Source organism: Streptomyces sp. KPB2, from assembly GCF_003950055.1.
GTDB lineage: Bacteria > Actinomycetota > Actinomycetes > Streptomycetales > Streptomycetaceae > Streptomyces > Streptomyces salinarius.
The window spans coordinates 6,575,091-6,590,514 of record NZ_CP034353.1; the positions used below are offsets into that span (position 1 = coordinate 6,575,091).

Consider the following 15,424-nt stretch of genomic DNA (forward strand, 5'->3'; position numbering starts at 1 on the left):
GGATTCCTCCCGCACGCGGCCGCGCCCCCTTCCCAACCAATGGTTCCCGGCAATACCTTATGGCTCCCGGCCAGAAGGAGGCTCTCCCCGTGGCAGACCGCACACCCCCGCTCGGGGTCGAGGAACTGCACGCCCTCGTCGCCGCCGGTGACATCGACACCGTCGTCCTGGCCTTCCCCGACATGCAGGGCCGCCTCCAGGGCAAGCGGTTCGCCGCTCGCTTCTTCCTCGACGAGGTCCTGGCCCACGGCACCGAGGGCTGCAACTACCTCCTCGCCGTCGACGCCGACATGAACACCGTCGACGGCTACGCCATGTCCTCCTGGGACCGCGGCTACGGCGACTTCGCCATGCACGCCGACCCGGCCACCCTGCGCCGGCTGCCCTGGAACGAGGGCACCGCGATGGTCGTCGCCGACCTCGCCTGGGCGGACGGCTCCCCGGTGCTCGCCGCGCCCCGCCAGATCCTGCGCCGCCAACTGGAACGGCTCGCGGAACACGGATACACCGCCCAGGCCGGCACCGAGCTGGAGTTCATCGTCTTCCGGGACACCTACGAACACGCCTGGGACGCGAACTACCGCGGCCTGACCCCGGCCAACCAGTACAACGTCGACTACTCCGTGCTCGGCACCGGCCGCGTCGAACCCCTGCTGCGCCGCATCCGCAACGAGATGGCCGGCGCCGGCCTCACCGTCGAGTCCGCCAAGGGCGAGTGCAACCCCGGCCAGCACGAGATCGCCTTCCGCTACGACGAGGCCCTGGTCACCTGCGACCAGCACGCCGTCTACAAGACCGGCGCCAAGGAGATCGCCGCCCAGGAGGGCATGTCCCTCACCTTCATGGCCAAGTACAACGAGCGCGAGGGCAACTCCTGCCACATCCACCTCTCGCTCGCCGACGCCGACGGCCGCAACGCGATGGCCGACGGGTCCGGGATGTCCGACGTCATGCGGCACTTCCTCGCCGGGCAACTGGTGGCGCTGCGCGAGTTCTCCCTGCTCTACGCCCCGCACATCAACTCCTACAAGCGCTTCCAGCCCGGCTCCTTCGCCCCCACCGCCGTCGCCTGGGGCCACGACAACCGCACCTGCGCCCTGCGCGTCGTCGGCCACGGCCCCTCGCTGCGCTTCGAGAACCGGCTCCCCGGCGGCGACGTCAACCCCTACCTCGCGGTGGCCGGCATGGTCGCCGCCGGACTGCACGGCATCGAACAGCGGCTGGAACTGCCCGAGCCCTGCCCCGGCAACGCCTACGCCGCCGACTTCGCACACGTCCCCACCACCCTGCGCGAGGCCGCCGAACTCTGGGAGAACAGCACCCTCGCCAAGGCCGCCTTCGGGGACGAGGTCGTCGCCCACTACCGCAACATGGCGCGCGTCGAACTGGACGCCTTTGACGCCGCCGTCACCGACTGGGAACTGCGCCGCTCCTTCGAACGCATGTGAGGCACCGGTTGTCCGAGTTGTCAGAGGAACTCCCCGACGAGCTGCGGGTACTCAACCCCGCCACCGAAGAAGTCGTCGCCACCGTCCCCGCCGCCACCGCGGCCGACGTGGACGCCGCCGTCGCCCGCGCCGCCCGGGCCCAGACCGCCTGGGCCGCCCTCGCCCCGGGCGACCGGGCCCGGTTGCTGCGCCGCTTCGCCGCCGGCGTCGACGCGCACCTGGAGGAACTGGCCCGCCTGGAGGTCCGCCAGGCCGGGCACCTCCTCGGCAACGCCCGCTGGGAGGCCGGCAACGTCCGCGACCTGCTCGACTACGCCGCCGGGGGAGTGGAGCGCCTCACCGGACGCCAGATCCCGGTCGCCGGCGGCCTGGACGTCACGCTTCTCGAACCGCTCGGCGTCGTCGGCGTCATCGCCCCCTGGAACTTCCCGATGCCGATCGCGGCCTGGGCCACGGCACCCGCGCTCGCGGCGGGCAACGCCGTCCTTCTCAAGCCCGCCGAGACGACCCCGCTCACCGCTCTGCGCCTGGCCGAACTCGCCCTGGCGGCGGGCCTGCCCGAGGGTCTGTTCCAGGTGCTGCCCGGGCACGGGCCAGTCGCGGGCGACGCGCTCGTCGAGCACCCGGACGTCGCCAAGATCGTCTTCACCGGGTCCACGGCCGTGGGCCGGCGGGTGGCCGCCAAGGGCGCCGCCCTCCTCAAACCCGTCACCCTCGAACTCGGCGGCAAGAGCCCCAACATCGTCTTCGCCGACGCCGACGTCGAGGCCGCCGCGGCCGCCACACCCATGTCGTTCCTGGACAACGCGGGCCAGGACTGCTGCGCCCGCACCCGCATCCTCGTCCAGCGGTCCGTGCACGACCGCTTCCTCGAACTCCTCGCCCCCGCGATCGAGGCCGTCCGCGTCGGCGACCCGGCCGACGAGAGCACCGAGATGGGCCCGCTGATCTCCCGCGCCCAGCTGGAGCGCGTCCGCTCCCACGTCCCCGACGGCGCCGACGGCATCCGCGGCAAGGCACCCGAGGGCGGCCCCGGCTTCTGGTTCCCGCCGACCGTCCTCACCGGCGTCGACGCGCACGCGCGCGTGGCCGTCGAGGAGGTCTTCGGGCCCGTCGCCGTCGTTCTCCCCTTCGAGGACGAGGCCGACGCGATCCGACTGGCCAACGCCACCGACTACGGCCTGTCCGGCTCGCTGTGGACCCGGGACGTCGGCCGCGCCCTGCGCGTGTCGGGCGCGGTACGCGCCGGGAACCTTTCCGTCAACTCCCACGCGAGCGTCCGCTACTGGACGCCCTTCGGCGGGTTCAAGCAGTCCGGCCTCGGCCGCGAGCTGGGGCCGGACGCGCTGACCGCGTTCACCGAGACCAAGAACGTCTTCATCAGCACCACCTCGTCGAGCACGGAGGACCCCGCACAGTGAGCGAAGACATCGTCTGCCGCAGGCTCGTCGGCCGTACCGCCGTCGTCACCGGAGCCGGCAGCGGCATCGGCCTCGCCTCCGCCCGCCGGCTGGCCTCCGAGGGCGCCCACGTCGTCTGCGGCGACGTGGACGAGACCCGGGGCAGGGCCGCGGCCGAGGACACCGGCGGCATCTTCGTCAAGGCCGACGTCACCGACGCCGAGCAGGTCGAGGCGCTGTTCGCGGCGGCGTACGACACCTACGGCAGCGTCGACGTCGCGTTCAACAACGCCGGCATCTCGCCGCCCGACGACGACTCCATCCTGGAGACCGGGCTGGAGGCGTGGAAGCGCGTCCAGGAGGTCAACCTCACCTCCGTCTACCTGTGCTGCAAGGCCGCCATTCCCTACATGCGGCGCCGGCGCCGGGGCTCCGTCATCAACACGGCGTCCTTCGTGGCCCGGATGGGCGCGGCCACCTCGCAGATCTCGTACACCGCGTCCAAGGGCGGCGTCCTCGCCATGTCCCGGGAACTGGGCGTGCAGTTCGCACGGGAGGGCATCCGCGTCAACGCCCTGTGCCCGGGGCCGGTCAACACCCCGCTCCTCCAGGAGCTGTTCGCCAAGGACCCGGAACGCGCCGCGCGCCGCCTCGTCCACATCCCCCTCGGCCGGTTCGCCGAGGCCGAGGAGATCGCCGCCGCCGTCGCCTTCCTGGCCAGCGACGACTCCTCCTTCGTCAACGCCACCGACTTCCTGGTCGACGGCGGGATCTCGGGGGCGTACGTCACACCGCTGTAGATCCCCGCGCACGGCGTCCTACAGTGCCGGGATGAGCATGACGCCGCCGCCCGGCTGGTACCGCGACCCGTCGGCCCCGCACCTGGAGCGCTGGTGGGACGGCACGGCCTGGACGGAGCACCGCCGCCCCCCGGAACCCGTCGGGTACGGACCGGCGGCGGGCACCGGCGGACGCGGGAAGGCCGTCGCGGTGACCGGCGCCGCGGCCGTCCTGGTCGCGTCGATCGTCACCGGCGTGTTCGTGCTGGGAGAGGACGACGGCGGCACCCCGCGGACACAGACCCCGCCGGCCACGGCCACCGCCACCGACCCCTCGCCGGTCAACGACCCGCCCTCCCCCTCACCGCCCTCCCCCTCACCGACCGCCTCCGCACCCGCCGCCGACGACCCGGCCGTGGTCGAGGACCAGCTCAACGGCGTGACCTTCCCGCTGCCGGACGGCTGGGTCCGGCCCAAGTACGTCGCCGAGGACGACGTCATGATGACCACCGACGGCACCTACGACTGCCCCGCCGACGGCAGCGTCTGCCGGCACGGCCTCGTCGTCTCCCGCACCGTCACGGCCAACGCCGAGTCCTCCCCGAAGGTCCTGGCCCAGCAGGACATCGAGGACGCGGCCGACGACGCCTACGACCGCGACCTGATCGGCAACAAGCCCTTCGGCGGCATCGAGTCCCACAAGGAGGTGGCGTCCGGCCCCGTCGCGGTCGCCGGACGCGCCGGGTACTACGTGCGCTGGCGGGTGACGACGGCCAAGGGGCCCGGCGGTTACGTGCAGTCGATGGTGTTCCCCTCCACCGTCGGCACCGAGTCCCCGATCCTCGTCCGCTACGTCTGCGACGCCGGCGAGGACGGGCCGCCCCTTGCCGTCATGGACGAGATCACCAAGGGCATCCGGCCCATCGGCGACGCGGACACCGGCGGCGGCGTCGGCAGCGGCCTCGGCCCGACGGACTGACCCCGCCGCGAGGAGCCGGCCGGACTAGAGGAAGGTGTGCCCCTCGCCCCGGTACGTCGGCACCGTCGCCGTCACCGCGTCCCCCTCCACCAGGTGCAGCGCGTCGAACCGCTCGCACAGCTCGCCGGCCTTGGCGTGCCGGAACCACACCTTGTCGCCGATGAGCAGGTCGTCGGCGGGCGAGCCGAGCAGAGGCGTCTGCACCTCGCCGGCGCCCTCCTGGGGGTCGTAGCGCAGCCCCTCGGGCAGATACGGCACCGGCAGCCGGTCGGCGCCGGCCGCGCCGGAGGCCGGGTATCCGCCGCCGAGCACGGTCACGGCCCCGACGCCGGGCCGCCGTACGACGGGCTGCGCGAACAGGGCCGCGGGACGGCCGCGGAACGACGTGTAGTTGTCGAACAGCCGCGGCACGTACAGGCCGGACCCGGCGGCGATCTCCGTGACCGCGTCCTCCGCGGCGGTGTGCTGCACACTGCCCGTGCCGCCGCCGTTGACGAACTCCAGGCCGGGTACCACGGCCCGGACCGCCCGCACCACCGCGGCCCGGCGCTCGGCCAGTTCGCGACGGGCGGCGGCCTGCATCAGCCGTACCGCGCGCGACCGGAACGGATGACCCGCCACCGCGTCCCCGACGCCGGCCACATGTCCCTCGTACGCCATGATGCCGACGACCTCGAACCCCGGCCGACGGGCCACGGCGCGGGCCAGGTCGGCGACCTCGGCGGGGGAGTGCAGCGGCGAGCGCCGGGCCCCGACCCGCACCCGGCCCCCGAACAACCGCAGCGAGGTGTCCAACTCCAGACACACCCGCACGACTTCCCGGCCGCCGTCGCCCTCGCGCGCCGCGTCGACGAGGTCCAGTTGCGCCGGGTCGTCGACCATCACGGTCACGGCGGAGGCGAGCTTCGGGTCGGCGGTCAGCTCGGCGTACCCGGCGCGGTCCGCCGACGGATAGGCGAGCAGGACGTCCTCGAAACCGGAGCGCGCCAGCCACAGGGACTCGGCCAGCGTGAACGACATGACGCCCGCGAAACCGTCCCTGGCCAGGGCCCGTTCCAGCAGCGCCCGGCAGCGTACGGACTTGCTCGCGACCCGGATCGGCTTGCCGCCGGCGCGGCGGACCAGGTCGTCCGCGTTGGCGTCGAAGGCCTCCAGGTCCACGATCGCCACGGGGGCGTCCAGATGGGCGGTGGCCCGGTCGTAACGGGCCCGGTCTGCGGCGCGTGCGGTCATGACGGCAGCCTGCCAGACAGGATTACCGCAGGGTAGGGGGACGATCCGGGCCAATGCCACGGGCGCGTGGACTGGTTCCCCCTCCGGCCGGGTCACGCCGTAGAGTGACGCGCACGCACGGCGGGCCCGAACCCGGCGGCAGGGCCCCGTAGCCCGTGCCGGGATGGCGGCCCTCCCGTGCGGGTATGCGTGCCCGGGACGGATCGGTTCCGCGCCGGGCCGGGGCAGGAGACCACATCACCGGCCCGCGTCGGAGAAACGGCCCGGGCCCGAGGAAACGGGGGGTGCATGAGCACGGAAGCGCGCCGCGCCTCCCTCCCCCCGCAGCCCGAGACCCCGCCCCGCCCTGCCACGCCGCCGCACACCGAGACACCGGCCGGCCCCGCCTCCCCGCCGCCTCCCGCGAGGCCGCCCCACCCTCCGACGCCGCCGGCCCCGGAGACCCCACCTCGCCCTGCCGCGCCGCCGCGTGCGGAGGCGCCGGTCGGCCCTGGCACGCCGCCGCGTACGGAGGCGCCGGTCGGCCCTACCGCGCCGCCGCGTACGGAGACGCCGCCCCGCCCCAGCACGCCGCCGCGTGCGGGGATGCCGTCGCCTCCCGGGACCTCCCCCCGCCTTACCCCGCCGCGTGCGGGGATGCCGTCGCGCTCTGACTCGTCTCCCGGGGGGTCTCACCCCCGTCCCGAGACGTCGCCCCGCACGGATTCCCGGTCGGATACGGACCCCGTAGCGGGTGGCGGTGCCTGCGCTCGTCCGGCGGACCCGACCGGTCCGCAGGCACCGCCGCGTGCGGACACCCGCATCCCCTCGCGCCCGGCGGAGCCTGGTGGCGGGTCCGAGGTCGCGCAGGGCGACTCGAAGGGGCGCGGCGGAGCGTCCTCCTCCGCCACCCCGGCGCAGCCTGGGGACGGTGCGGACGGGCGTGTCGCCTCGGACGCGGGACGGGACGGGACCCCCGGCGACTCCGGCGGCTCCGATGCCCGGACCCGTTACCCGCGCTTCCGGCTCGGTGACTCCCGGTCCGGGGATTCCCGGTCCGGTGACTGCCGGTCCGGTGACCCCGCGCCGCCCCGGGCCTCCGCCCGCTTCCCCGACACCGCGCCGACCGTCGGCCGTGAGGTTCCGCGCGGCGGCGGGGTACCGCAGACGCCGCGCCACCGCCCCGGTGCCCCCGCCGAGACACCGACCGAGACGACCACCCGACTGCGCCCGATCCCCGCGGACACGGCGCAGGATCCGCCACCGGAACCAGCGGCCCGGACACCACTCCCCACCCCACGACCGGCCGCCCCGGCCACCCCCGCCCCCGCCCTTTCCTGGAGCACCCCGGGCGCCCCGGCCCTCCCGGACGACGCACGCCCCAGGATCTCCTTCGGCGAGCCCGAGGGGTACGACGGCCTGGCCCGGCCCCGTCCGCTCGGCGGGCGCCCGAAGCCGCAGGCCCTCGCCGCCGCCGTCTGCCTCGTGCTCGGCGTGGGACTGCTCACCGGAGCCGTCACCGGCAGCTGGCTCGCCGGGGACTCCGGGGACGACGGCGCGCGCAGCGCGTACGCCGAGGCAGGGGAGCTGTGGCACAGCGTGCCCGTCGACCAGCTGTTCCCGCCCACTGTCCAGGGCAAGGGCGCGGGCCCCGGCGGAGCCGACCGCACCTGGACGCGGGTCGCCGTGGCCCCGGACGGCGACTGCGCCGGCGCCTTCGACCGGCTCCTCGCCAAGGTGCTCGACCCGGTCGGCTGCTCCCGCCTGCTGCGCGCCACCTACACCGACGCCACCCAGAGCTACGTCACCACCGTCGGCCTGCTCTTCACCAAGGCCGACGCCGCCGCCATGACCTCGCTGGCGGGCCGTTTCGAGAAGGAGGGCCTCGGCCGCCGGACCGACCTCATGCCCCTGCCGTACGCGGCGAAGGACACCGTCGCCGAGGGCTTCGGCGCCCCGCAGCGGGCCTCGTGGACCGTTTCCGTGCTCACCGACGCACCCGTCGTCGTCTACGCCGTCTCCGGCTGGGCCGACGACCGCACCGTGGACGAACCCGAACCGGCCGAGGAGGCCATCGAGTCGGGCGCCACGTCGGCCCCAGCCCAGGCCGGCCTCGGCCACGAGGCGCAGGGCCTCGCCGACCGCGTCGAACGCGCCCTGCGCAAGAACGTCGGCGACCCCACGGAGCACCCCTCGTGACCCCCGCAGACATCCGCCGCGGGAGCGGGGCGCTGACCCTCCTCCTCGCCGCCGCCCTCGCCCTCGTCCCGGCGTCCGCCGCGTACGCCGACGGCATCCGCGCCCAGCAGTGGGCGCTGGGCGCCCTGCACACCCAGGAGGCGTGGCGCACCACCAAGGGCGCGGGCATCACCGTCGCCGTCCTGGACACCGGCGTCGAGGCCGACCATCCGGACCTGGCGGGCAACGTCCTCACCGGCAAGGACCTGGTCGGCTTCGGCGCGAGCGAGGGCGACCGCTCCTGGGCCCGGCACGGCACCGCCATGGCCGGGATCATCGCCGGTCACGGCCACGGCCCCGGCAACGCCGAGGGCGTCATGGGCATCGCCCCCGAGGCCAGGATCCTGCCCGTGCGCGTGATCCTGGAGGACGGTGACCCCTCCCGCGCCAAGGCCCGCAAGACCCGCGGCAACGCCCTGGCCGAGGGCATCCGCTGGGCCGCCGACCACGGCGCCGACATCATCAACCTCTCCCTCGGCGACGACTCCGCCTCCGCCCACCCCGAGCCCGCCGAGGACGAGGCCATCCAGTACGCCCTGGAAAAGGGCGTGGTCGTCGTCGCCTCGGCCGGCAACGGCGGCGAGCTGGGCGACCACGTCTCCTACCCGGCCGCCTACCCGGGCGTGATCGCCGCGACGGCCGTCGACCGCTACGGCACCCGAGCCTCCTTCTCCACCCGCCGCTGGTATGCCACGGTCAGCGCTCCCGGCGTCGACGTGATCATCGCCGACCCCGACCACCGCTACTACGAGGGCTGGGGCACCAGCGCCGCCTCCGCCTTCGTCTCCGGGGCGGCCGCCCTGGTGAAGGCGGCCCACCCCGATCTCACCCCGGCCCAGGTCAAGGCCCTCCTGGAGGACACCGCCCGCAACGCCCCGGCCGAGGGCCGCGACGACTCCCGCGGCTTCGGTTTCATCGACCCGGTCGCCGCCATGAAGGCCGCCGGACGGCTGAAGCCCGAGGGCCTCAGGGCGGCGGCGCACGGCGACGAGTACTTCGGCCCGGGACCCGACGCCCCCGACTCCGACGACGACACCTCGGCCTGGGCCGCCCCGCTGGCCGGCGGCGCGGGCGGCGTCCTGGTGGTCGCGGCCGTGGTCCTGTGGCGAGGCCGCCGCGAACACCCCGACGACCTCTGATCACCCTTACCGGCGAGCAGCCGCTAGTGGTCCTCCGAGCCGTCTTCCGTGAACACGCCCACCGCCGCCCGCGCCGCCGCCTCCGTCAGTGCGATCCCCTCCGCCTGCGTGCCACTGCCCCGCGACACCACCGCCACCAGGTAGCCGTGGCCACCGGACTCGACCCGCCCGATGCTGTTGACCACCCACAGCCCGGTGGTGCTGCGGCGCAGCCAGCCGTTCTTCAGCGCCCGCCCGGAACCGCCCGTCCCGCCGGGCCCGTCGGCCGCCGCCGACACGCCCCACCGCTGACCGTCGGCGATCCGCTCCATCAGCTCCCGTACGCAAGCCCGCGAGGCCGCGGTCAGCTCCGAGCCGTCGGCGACGAACACCTGCCGCAACAGCGCGACCTGGTCGGCCGCCGTGGTCTGCGTCAGCCCCCACAGCGGGCCCTCGCCGCCCTCCGTCCCCGTCAGGCCGAAGCGCGCGTTGGCGGCGTCGAGTCCGTCGGCCGTCCCGATCGCCCGCCACAGCGCCGACGCCGAGTCGTTGTCGCTGTTCTCGATCATCGCGGCGGCGTACGACTTCTCCGCGGCCGTCGGTGAACGCCCCGCGTCCTGGGCCTGGAGCAGCAACGCCGCCAGGATGTCGACCTTCACGATGCTCGCCGTGTCGTAGGCGCCCGTGCCGTACGAGGCGCTCTCGCCGGAGTCCGGGTCCAGCACCGCCACCGACACCTCGGCGCCGTCCGCCACCGGCACCGACGTCATGGCCGCGGCCAGTCGCGCGTCACCGTCCCCCTGCGGCCCGGCCGTCTCGACCGGCTCGACCGTCTCCACCGGCTCGACCGTCTCCACCGCTTCCTCCCCGCCCGAGGGTGCCGAAGCCGACGACGATACGGCGCCCACGACGGGGGTGAGACCCGGGCCAGAGATACGTCGGAGATCCCTGAGAGGCCGGTGGGAAGCGCCGTACCCGCACCCCGATAGGGTCGGGAACCGTGGCGAACAAGAACATCCCCGACTCCGCCTTCTCCGACGACGACGGCACCGCCGACCCCCGGCTGAGCGCCGCGCTCGCCGCCTGGGCCGAGGACCGCACCGCCGTGACGCCGGTCCTCGAGGCGCTCAAGGGCGCCCGGCTGCTGGTACCCGTCGTCGCCGTACTCGGTGAAGTGGAGGAGGACGAGAACGGGCTGCGCCGGGAGAAGACCAGCGACATGGCCGTCCCGACCCTGAAGGCGGGCGACCGCACCGCGCTCCCCGCGTTCACGTCCACCGCGTCGCTCGCCCGCTGGGACCCCGCCGCGCGCCCCGTCGCCGTGGCCGTGCACCAGGCGCTGGAGGCCGCCGCGCACGAGAAGGCGGACACCGTCGTACTGGACCTGGCGGGTCCGGTGGCGTTCGAGCTGACCGGGCAGGTGCTGCTGGCGCTGGCCGAGGGGCGTACGACGACCGACCCGCTCGCCGACCCCGCCGTCGCCGGGGCCGTGCGCGCCGCCCTCGCCGACGAGCCCGCCGTGCTCCGCGCCCACCTCGGGCCGGGACGGGCCGACGGCACCCTGGCGCTGGTCCTGGACCCGGACGCCGACGCGGCGAAGGCCGCCCGCGCGGTCGCCGAGCGGCTGGCCGCCGACGACACACTGAGGGCCCGCCTGGTGCGCGGCCTCGACCTGGCACTGCTGCCGGCCGGGGCGACGCCGCCGGGCGAGCCCTTGTACGTGCGGGGGTAGCTTCCGGATGCGGCGGGGCGGCGGTCAGCCGTAGACCGCGCCCGTGTACTTCTCGCCCGGGCCCTGACCCGGCTCGTCGGGGACGAGGGAGGCCTCGCGGAAGGCCAGCTGGAGCGACTTCAGGCCGTCGCGCAGCGGGGCCGCGTGGAACGAGCTGATCTCGGTCGCGGTCGCGTCCAGCAGACCGGCCAGCGCGTGCACCAGCTTGCGGGCCTCGTCCAGGTCCTTGTGGTCCTCGCCCTCCTCGGTCAGGCCCAGCTTCACGGCGGCGGCGCTCATCAGGTTGACGGCGACCGTCACGATCACCTCGACCGCCGGGACCTCGGCGATGTCGCGGGTCATGGCGTCGAAGTCGGGATTCGCCGAGGATTCGGGAGGGGTCTCACTCATGCCGCACACGATAAGGCCCCGGCCCGGCCCCCTTGACAGCAGGAGGGCGGGGAGACACCGGGTTAGCGCACGCTCTCCCGAGCTGCTAACCTTGTGTAACGACCGGTCGGACACGTACGCCCACGGCAGCGGATCCGGCCCACAAGTGGAGGCTTCGAACTCCCACCTGGCCGTCCTCCGGACGGCGGGTCACCGGTCAGGCGGTCCCGTCCCAGCGGCGGTGACCAGCCCGAAATCGCGCCCCGCGGTCATCGCGGCGGTGCTCCGGTAGCAGTTCGAGGAGCCCCGCCTGTGATCGTCCGGGGCATTTTTTGTGTGCCGGCGCGGTTAGGTCTATCGAACACAGACGTTACGCGGCTGTCCGCCAGACCGTCGCGTGGTGCTACCGAGGAGGATCCATCAGCGCCGAGCCCCGCATCAACGACCGGATTCGCGTTCCCGAGGTGCGACTTGTCGGTCCCAGCGGCGAGCAGGTCGGGATTGTCCCGCTTGCCAAGGCCCTGGAGCTTGCGCAGGAGTACGACCTCGACCTCGTCGAGGTCGCGGCGAACGCCCGTCCGCCCGTGTGCAAGCTCATGGACTACGGGAAGTTCAAGTACGAGTCGGCCATGAAGGCCCGTGAGGCGCGCAAGAACCAGGCGCACACGGTCATCAAGGAGATGAAGCTCCGGCCGAAGATCGACCCGCACGACTATGACACCAAGAAGGGTCACGTCGTCCGGTTCCTCAAGCAGGGCGACAAGGTCAAGATCACGATCATGTTCCGTGGTCGCGAGCAGTCCCGGCCGGAGCTCGGCTACCGACTGCTGCAGCGTCTCGCGGAGGACGTCCAGGACCTCGGTTTCGTGGAGTCGAACCCGAAGCAGGACGGCCGAAACATGATCATGGTCCTCGGTCCGCACAAGAAGAAGACCGAGGCGATGGCCGAGGCCCGCCAGGCGCAGGAAGCGCGCAAGGCGGACGCGAAGGCGAACCCCGGCAAGTCGCAGAACGCCGCGGAGGCCGAAGCCGAGGCCCCGGCCGAGGCGCCCGCCGACGCGTGACCCCGGGGGACCGCCAGTCCCCAGGACACAACCGATACAAGAGCGACGCTCCACACCGTGCCCGGTTTCACGACCGGGCACCGGAGCGCCACCGACGAGGAGAGAACGGCGCTATGCCGAAGAACAAGTCGCACAGCGGTGCCAGCAAGCGCTTCAAGATCACCGGCTCCGGCAAGGTGCTCCGTGAGCGCGCCGGCAAGCGCCACCTGCTCGAGCACAAGTCGTCCCGCGTGACGCGTCGCCTCACCGGCAACGCCGAGATGGCCCCGGGCGACGCCGCGAAGATCAAGAAGCTTCTCGGCAAGTGACGTACGGGCGCCGCTGAGCGCCGTACGGCAGGACCGGGACCCAATCGATACCGGGCCGCGTGAGGACCACCGCGGCCCCGCTACAAGGAGTTAACAAGTGGCACGCGTCAAGCGGGCAGTCAACGCCCACAAGAAGCGCCGGGCGATCCTCGAGCAGGCCTCCGGCTACCGCGGTCAGCGTTCGCGCCTGTACCGCAAGGCCAAGGAGCAGGTCACCCACTCGCTGGTCTACAACTACAACGACCGCAAGAAGCGCAAGGGTGACTTCCGCCAGCTGTGGATCCAGCGCATCAACGCCGCTGCCCGCGCCAACGGCATCACGTACAACCGCTTCATCCAGGGTCTGAAGGCCGCCAACGTCGAGGTCGACCGCAAGATCCTCGCCGAGCTGGCCGTCAACGACCCGAACGCGTTCGCCGCGCTCGTCGAGGTCGCGCAGAAGGCGCTGCCGAGCGATGTGAACGCGCCGAAGGCGGCGTGACGCTGCGCTGGCTTGAGCCGTAGTTGAAGGGACCCGCAGGCTGGAGCCTGCGGGTCCCTTCGATTGCCGTCGTTGGGTTCGTTGTCTGCCGCGGGTGCGTTGTGGCTGGTCGCGCAGTTCCCCGCGCCCCTGAGGGGCGCGTTGCAGTCCGCGTTGATTCAAATGTGAAGGTGAGCAAGAGTGCGACCTGGCAGCCCCGAGCTGATTTCTCCCCGTTCCCCCCGTGTCGCTGCCGCGCGGCGGCTGGGGAAGCGGAACTTTCGGGGGAAGGAGCGGCTGTTTCTGGCCGAGGGGCCGCAGGCCGTGCGGGAGGCCGCGGGGTACGGGGAGACGCTGGTCGAGCTGTTCGCCACCGTCGAGGCCGCCGAGCGGTACGCCGACATCGTCGGGGCCGCGCGTGAGGTGGGCGCGCGGGTGCATCTCGCCGACGACGCGGTGATCCAGGACATCTCCACCACCGTCACCCCGCAGGGTCTGGTCGGGGTCTGCCGGTTCCTCGACACGCCGTTCGAGGAGATCCTCGCCGCCCGGCCCAAGCTCGTCGCCGTCCTCGCGCACGTGCGGGACCCCGGCAACGCGGGCACCGTGCTGCGCTGCGCCGACGCCGCCGGGGCCGAGGCGGTCGTGCTCACCGACGCCTCCGTCGACCTGTACAACCCCAAGGCCGTACGCGCCTCCGTCGGCTCCCTGTTCCACCTGCCGGTCGCCGTCGGCGTCCCCGTCGAGCGCGCCGTCGCCGGGCTCAGGGACGCCGGGGTCCGGGTGCTGGCCGCCGACGGTGCGGGCGAGGACGACCTCGACACCGAGCTGGACGCCGGCACCATGGGCGGCCCCACCGCCTGGGTGTTCGGCAACGAGGCCTGGGGGCTTCCGGAGGAGACCCGCGCCCTCACCGACGCCGTGCTGCGCGTCCCGATCCACGGAAAGGCGGAGAGTCTGAACCTGGCGACCGCCGCCGCCGTATGTCTCTACGCGTCGGCGCGTGCACAGCGCGCCGCCGGAGGGTGCCGCTCCGTCACCACGAGCTAGTAGGGTGACCAGCTCAGGGCCCCTGCGCGGTTGAGAGGTGGGGTACGGGGATGAGCGTCGGCACGAGCAGCGCACCGGGAGCAGGGGGCGCGCCGCGTCCGCCCGCGCCCCGTGCTCCCGGCGATCTTGCCGCTCCCGCCGGCCTCGGCGTCGACCCGGACCAGCTGCCCGACGGGCTGGTCGTCGCGGACGAGCACGGGCGGGTGATCTGCTTCAACGCCGCCGCCGTCCGCATCACCGCCACCCCCGCCGCCGCGGCCCTCGGACAGCCCCTGGAGAGCGCGCTGCCCCTGGAAGACCTGGAGGGGCGGCGCTGGTGGCAGCTCACCGACCCCTACGGCGGCCTCGCCATCCGCGTCCGCCAGCCCGAGCGCAACCTCCTGCTCCCCGGCGGTCGCGAGGTCCTGGTCACCGCCCGCTACGTCCGCACCGAACCCCTCGGCCCCGTCCACCGCGTCGTCGTCACCCTGCGCGACACCGAGGCCCGCCGCCGCACCGAGCGCAGCCACGCCGAGCTGATCGCCACCGTCGCCCACGAACTGCGCTCCCCGCTCACCTCCGTCAAGGGCTTCACGGCCACGCTGCTGGCCAAGTGGGAGAGGTTCACCGACGACCAGAAGCGGCTGATGCTGGAGACCGTCGACGCCGACGCCGACCGGGTCACCCGGCTCATCGCCGAACTGCTCGACATCTCCCGCATCGACTCCGGCCGGCTGGAGGTGCGTCGCCAGCCCGTCGACATCGGCGCCGCCGTCGGCCGGCACATCCAGGCGTACGTCGCCGCCGGCCAGGAGGCCGACCGGTTCCTGCTCCGCCTCGCGCAGCCGCTGCCCGACCTGTGGGCCGACCCCGACAAGGTCGACCAGGTGCTCAGCAACCTGCTGGAAAATGCCGTGCGGCACGGCGAGGGAACCGTCACCATTGACATCACGCCCACGGCGTCGCCCCGCGAAGGGGAGGACACCGGCACGTCGGTCACGGTGAGCGACGAGGGGGCGGGCATCCCGGAGGAATCCATGAACCGCGTCTTCACCCGCTTCTGGCGGGGCAGCAAGCGCGGCGGCACCGGCCTCGGGCTGTACATCGTCAAGGGCATCGTCGAAGCCCACGGCGGCACCATCACGGTCGGCCGCGCCCCCGGCGGCGGCGCCGAGTTCCGATTTACGTTGCCCGTGGCGGCACCGGCGTACCTCAGCTGACAAGCACCTGAGACGGCCGACGGCCCCCACGGGCGTAATCAGCGTTCCACCACCCCGTTAGACTCGGT

15 protein-coding genes are annotated in these 15,424 nt (G+C 73.6%); 12 read left to right on the forward strand and 3 right to left on the reverse strand.

Annotation, left to right across the window (positions count from 1 at the left end; all coding sequences use genetic code 11):
* Window positions 1-89 precede the first annotated feature (89 nt).
* Genes glnA4 through D1J63_RS29715 form a run of 4 tightly spaced genes read left to right on the forward strand, consistent with a single transcriptional unit; the run spans window position 90 to window position 4,606 of the window.
* Window positions 90-1,448, forward strand: coding sequence for a gamma-glutamylethanolamide synthetase GlnA4 (glnA4, locus tag D1J63_RS29700; protein ID WP_125633080.1), 1,359 nt, complete (start codon window positions 90-92; stop codon window positions 1,446-1,448).
* A gap of 17 nt (window positions 1,449-1,465) precedes the next feature.
* Complete coding sequence (locus D1J63_RS29705) at window positions 1,466-2,869, forward strand: aldehyde dehydrogenase family protein (RefSeq protein ID WP_125635909.1); 1,404 nt, start codon at window positions 1,466-1,468, stop codon at window positions 2,867-2,869.
* Window positions 2,866-3,648, forward strand: coding sequence for a 3-oxoacyl-ACP reductase (locus D1J63_RS29710; protein ID WP_125633082.1), 783 nt, complete (start codon window positions 2,866-2,868; stop codon window positions 3,646-3,648). Before D1J63_RS29705 ends, D1J63_RS29710 begins: the two co-directional genes overlap by 4 nt.
* Window positions 3,649-3,685: 37 nt before the next feature.
* The gene (locus tag D1J63_RS29715; RefSeq protein WP_125635911.1) at window positions 3,686-4,606 is read left to right on the forward strand and encodes a DUF2510 domain-containing protein; all 921 of its coding nucleotides are present in this window, start codon (window positions 3,686-3,688) and stop codon (window positions 4,604-4,606) included.
* A 24-nt stretch (window positions 4,607-4,630) separates the two neighbouring features.
* On the opposite strand, the gene D1J63_RS29720 is transcribed toward D1J63_RS29715, so the two are convergent.
* A complete protein-coding gene (locus D1J63_RS29720) occupies window positions 4,631-5,839 on the reverse strand; it encodes an amino acid deaminase/aldolase (RefSeq protein ID WP_102932547.1) in 1,209 nt (402 codons plus the stop codon).
* 1,464 nt (window positions 5,840-7,303) lie between these two features.
* Between D1J63_RS29720 and D1J63_RS29730 the strand changes: the two genes are divergently transcribed.
* Together D1J63_RS29730 and mycP are read left to right on the forward strand one after the other, a co-directional pair.
* Window positions 7,304-8,017 carry a hypothetical protein gene (locus D1J63_RS29730; protein WP_125635913.1) on the forward strand — a complete coding sequence of 238 codons (714 nt, stop codon included), beginning with the start codon at window positions 7,304-7,306 and terminating at the stop codon, window positions 8,015-8,017.
* A complete protein-coding gene (gene mycP, locus D1J63_RS29735; protein WP_125633084.1) occupies window positions 8,014-9,195 on the forward strand; it encodes a type VII secretion-associated serine protease mycosin in 1,182 nt (393 codons plus the stop codon). Before D1J63_RS29730 ends, mycP begins: the two co-directional genes overlap by 4 nt.
* A 23-nt stretch (window positions 9,196-9,218) precedes the next feature.
* Here the strand turns inward: mycP and D1J63_RS29740 are convergent, their stop codons facing one another.
* On the reverse strand, window positions 9,219-10,109 hold the full coding sequence (locus tag D1J63_RS29740; RefSeq protein WP_241235709.1) for a class A beta-lactamase-related serine hydrolase: 891 nt from the start codon (window positions 10,107-10,109) through the stop codon (window positions 9,219-9,221).
* Window positions 10,110-10,174: 65 nt separating this feature from the next.
* Here D1J63_RS29740 and D1J63_RS29745 point away from each other — a divergent pair, with 65 nt between their 5' ends.
* A complete protein-coding gene (locus tag D1J63_RS29745) occupies window positions 10,175-10,906 on the forward strand; it encodes an SseB family protein (protein WP_125633086.1) in 732 nt (243 codons plus the stop codon).
* A 24-nt stretch (window positions 10,907-10,930) separates the two neighbouring features.
* Here the strand turns inward: D1J63_RS29745 and D1J63_RS29750 are convergent, their stop codons facing one another.
* Window positions 10,931-11,296, reverse strand: a complete 366-nt coding sequence (locus tag D1J63_RS29750; protein ID WP_061445672.1) for a DUF1844 domain-containing protein — start codon at window positions 11,294-11,296, stop codon at window positions 10,931-10,933.
* A 398-nt stretch (window positions 11,297-11,694) separates the two neighbouring features.
* On the opposite strand from D1J63_RS29750, the gene infC reads away from it, so the two are divergent.
* The 5 genes from infC to D1J63_RS29775 all read left to right on the forward strand — a co-directional run bounded on the left by infC (window position 11,695) and on the right by D1J63_RS29775 (window position 15,356).
* Window positions 11,695-12,339, forward strand: coding sequence for a translation initiation factor IF-3 (gene infC / locus D1J63_RS29755; RefSeq protein ID WP_102932824.1), 645 nt, complete (start codon window positions 11,695-11,697; stop codon window positions 12,337-12,339).
* A gap of 113 nt (window positions 12,340-12,452) precedes the next feature.
* The gene (gene rpmI, locus D1J63_RS29760) at window positions 12,453-12,647 is read left to right on the forward strand and encodes a 50S ribosomal protein L35 (RefSeq protein ID WP_003977225.1); all 195 of its coding nucleotides are present in this window, start codon (window positions 12,453-12,455) and stop codon (window positions 12,645-12,647) included.
* A gap of 97 nt (window positions 12,648-12,744) precedes the next feature.
* The gene (gene rplT, locus D1J63_RS29765; RefSeq protein WP_003977226.1) at window positions 12,745-13,128 is read left to right on the forward strand and encodes a 50S ribosomal protein L20; all 384 of its coding nucleotides are present in this window, start codon (window positions 12,745-12,747) and stop codon (window positions 13,126-13,128) included.
* Between the two features lie 180 nt (window positions 13,129-13,308).
* Complete coding sequence (locus D1J63_RS29770; protein ID WP_125633088.1) at window positions 13,309-14,157, forward strand: RNA methyltransferase; 849 nt, start codon at window positions 13,309-13,311, stop codon at window positions 14,155-14,157.
* A 50-nt stretch (window positions 14,158-14,207) separates the two neighbouring features.
* Window positions 14,208-15,356: an ATP-binding protein gene (locus tag D1J63_RS29775; RefSeq protein ID WP_102932822.1), complete on the forward strand. Its 1,149-nt coding sequence runs from the start codon at window positions 14,208-14,210 to the stop codon at window positions 15,354-15,356.
* Window positions 15,357-15,424 lie beyond the last annotated feature (68 nt).